This is a genomic window from Streptomyces sp. NPDC006265 (assembly GCF_040613555.1).
Taxonomy (GTDB): Bacteria; Actinomycetota; Actinomycetes; order Streptomycetales; family Streptomycetaceae; genus Streptomyces.
The window spans coordinates 1-2,763 of the sequence record NZ_JBEXSH010001055.1 but is presented as its reverse complement, the minus strand read 5'-3'; the positions used below and the strand labels follow the sequence as shown (position 1 = coordinate 2,763).

The following is a 2,763-nucleotide window of genomic DNA, read 5'->3' as shown; positions in this document are numbered from 1 at the left end:
GGGGTCACGGACGTTGGCGAGGAGGGCCACGAGCCGCGGGCGGGCCGTGAGGATCTCCTCGAAGGGCGTGTCCAGGAACCGGCAGACACCGACGAGGCCCTGCGGGGTGACGGTGGTGGAGATGTCGGCGATGACCTGCTCGGCGGCGAGGTGCACGCGGGCTCCGGCGTCCCGGGCCGCACCGATGATGTCGGCGTAGCGCTCGGCGGCCTCCGGCGTGGCGAACAGCTCCACGAGTGTGGCGGCGTCCCCGGTCCGGTGCCCGGCGGCTTCGCGCACGGCCTGCGGTCCCTCCGCGAGGAACAGCCGGTCCTTCCCCCGGAAGTTCCGCTTGGCCAGCCGCCGCGCCGCCAGGACGCGGGGAGAGCGGGGGGAGATGAGCTCGGGGGTCGCGGGAGGCATCCGGTTCGCTTTCTGGGTAGCTGCACAGCAGGACCCGCAGACCATCCGGCCTGCGGGTCCTTCAGTCACATCGGCTCGAGCCGGTGTCACGCAGCCTTCGGCGCGTTCACGTCGCTCGGCAGCGCCTTCTGGGCGACCTCGACGAGTGCGGCGAACGCACCGGCGTCGTTGACGGCCAGCTCGGCCAGGATCTTGCGGTCGACCTCGACGTTCGCGGCCTTCAGACCCTGGATGAAGCGGTTGTAGGTCATGCCGTTGGCGCGGGCAGCGGCGTTGATGCGCTGGATCCACAGCTGACGGAAGTCGCCCTTGCGCTTCTTGCGGTCGTTGTAGTTGTAGACCAGCGAGTGGGTGACCTGCTCCTTGGCCTTGCGGTACAGGCGCGAACGCTGACCGCGGTAGCCGGAGGCCTGCTCGAGGATCGCCCGACGCTTCTTGTGGGCGTTGACTGCCCGCTTGACGCGTGCCACTTGTTAACTCCTTGTAGCGGGGCCGTGGGGGTGCTCACACGACCCGAAATCGATTGGGTCCCGGTCTGACGTACGTGCGGCGCTCACGCGCCCGGACGTCACTTGCCGAGAAGCTTCTTGATCTTCGCGGCGTCGCCCGGGGCCATCTCGGCGTTGCCGGTGAGGCGACGCGTCACACGGGACGACTTGTGCTCGAGCAGGTGGCGCTTGCCGGCGCGCTCGCGCAGCACCTTGCCGGAGCCGGTGATCTTGAAGCGCTTGCTGGCACCGCTGTGCGACTTGTTCTTCGGCATAGCGCCGTTCTCTCCTCGTCGGTGGCGCTCCGGTGCCCGGTCGCGAAACCGGGCACGGTGGAGCGTCGTCTTGTATCGGTTGCTTCCTGGGACTGGCGTCCCGGGAGTCACGCCTCGGCGGGTTCCTCGGCGGGCTCCTCGGCCGGCGCGTCGGTCTCCGCGGCGTTCTGCGACTTGCCGGGGTTGGCCTTCGCTTCCGCCTTGCGGGCTTCCTGCGCCTGGCGAGCCTCGGCCATCGCCTCGGTCTTCTTCTTGTGCGGACCGAGAACCATGATCATGTTGCGGCCGTCCTGCTTCGGGTTCGACTCCACAAACCCGAGGTCGGCCACGTCCTCCGCGAGACGCTGCAGCAGTCGGTAGCCCAGCTCGGGCCGGGACTGCTCGCGACCACGGAACATGATCGTGATCTTGACCTTGTCGCCCTGCTTGAGGAACCGGACGACGTGACCCTTTTTGGTGTCATAGTCGTGCGGGTCGATCTTCGGCCGGAGCTTCATCTCCTTGATGACCGTGTGCGCCTGGTTCTTGCGCGCTTCACGGGCCTTCATGGCCGACTCGTACTTGAACTTCCCGTAGTCCATGAGCTTGCACACGGGCGGACGGGCGGTCGCCGCCACCTCGACCAGGTCCAGGTCGTACTCCTGCGCAAGCTCCAGTGCCTTGGCCAGGGGGACGATGCCCACCTGCTCGCCACTGGGACCGACAAGTCGCACCTCGGGAACGCGAATCCGGTCGTTGATGCGGGGCTCGGCGCTGATGGATCCTCCTCGGTAGCACCACGCGGCGGTCTGGCGGACGGCCGCGTATCGTCTGTGTTCGATAGACCTAACCGCGTCGAAGCAACAAAAATGCCCCGGACGATCCCAGGCGGGGCTCCTCGAACTACCGGAGCACCGCCGCGGGAAGCCGCGGGGCGCGCTTTCGGACGGATCGCCGCCGCTGGGACGGGACCGCCTGACCGGTGACCCGCCGCCCTGAGGGTGATCGGGTGGGAGTTCGAAAGCCTCCACTTGTGGGTCGAACTCGTGAGCTGTGAGGCACACGTGTCCAACCGGTCGTTACATGAGGTTACCAGCAATGGCCAGGAACGGCCAATTGGGGCGAGCCGGGGTCACGTGGGGTTCACCCGCTCCCTGCGCCTATCGTGTGGGGCATGAGTGAGACCCCTCCTGAGTCCCCCGACTTCGACGCCATGGCCCGCGACATCGCCGAGGTCCCGGCGGTCGAGGTGATCGTGACGGTCGCCGTCAACCTGATGAGCGCCGCGGCCGTGAAGCTCGGTCTGACCGAGGAGGGCGAGCAGCACAAGGACCTGGACGAGGCCCGCAAGCTGGTCCACGCCCTGGCGGGTCTGCTGGACGCGACGGCGACCGAGATCAGCTCCTTCCACGCGGCTCCCCTGCGCGACGGCCTGAAGTCGCTGCAGCTGGCCTTCCGTGAGGCCTCCCTCGTCCCGGACGAGCCGGGCCAGGGGCCGGGCGAGAAGTACACGGGCCCGGTCTACGGCTAGTGCCGCGGCAGGCAACATTTGCCCGTTGAGGAGCGGCGTTTGGTGCGTGCTCTCGGCGTGCCGGCCGGAAGCCCTCGTACTGGACGTA

General features: G+C 68.2%; 5 protein-coding genes. 1 reads left to right on the top strand and 4 read right to left on the bottom strand.

Annotated elements, in window-relative coordinates; translation table 11 throughout:
• The 4 genes from ABZ281_RS45090 to infC form a co-directional block, all read right to left on the bottom strand.
• Positions 1–402 (bottom strand): RNA methyltransferase substrate-binding domain-containing protein (locus tag ABZ281_RS45090; protein ID WP_356664147.1); only part of this gene is annotated, 402 nt, incomplete at its 3' end.
• A gap of 86 nt (positions 403–488) precedes the next feature.
• On the bottom strand, positions 489–872 hold the full coding sequence (rplT, locus tag ABZ281_RS45085; RefSeq protein ID WP_003989074.1) for a 50S ribosomal protein L20: 384 nt from the start codon (positions 870–872) through the stop codon (positions 489–491).
• Between the two features lie 98 nt (positions 873–970).
• Positions 971–1,165 carry a 50S ribosomal protein L35 gene (gene rpmI / locus ABZ281_RS45080; RefSeq protein ID WP_003977225.1) on the bottom strand — a complete coding sequence of 65 codons (195 nt, stop codon included), beginning with the start codon at positions 1,163–1,165 and terminating at the stop codon, positions 971–973.
• 107 nt (positions 1,166–1,272) lie between these two features.
• The gene (infC, locus tag ABZ281_RS45075; protein ID WP_356664149.1) at positions 1,273–1,923 is read right to left on the bottom strand and encodes a translation initiation factor IF-3; all 651 of its coding nucleotides are present in this window, start codon (positions 1,921–1,923) and stop codon (positions 1,273–1,275) included.
• Between the two features lie 395 nt (positions 1,924–2,318).
• Between infC and ABZ281_RS45070 the strand changes: the two genes are divergently transcribed.
• Positions 2,319–2,675, top strand: coding sequence for a DUF1844 domain-containing protein (locus tag ABZ281_RS45070; RefSeq protein ID WP_306923337.1), 357 nt, complete (start codon positions 2,319–2,321; stop codon positions 2,673–2,675).
• Positions 2,676–2,763 lie beyond the last annotated feature (88 nt).

What these genes read in the sequence shown, in the direction of transcription:
- ABZ281_RS45070 (WP_306923337.1), top strand. Translation starts at nt 2,319, where the DNA reads ATGAGTGAGACCCCTCCTGAGTCCCCCGACTTCGACGCCATGGCCCGC.
- rpmI (WP_003977225.1), bottom strand. Translation starts at nt 1,165, where the DNA reads ATGCCGAAGAACAAGTCGCACAGCGGTGCCAGCAAGCGCTTCAAGATC.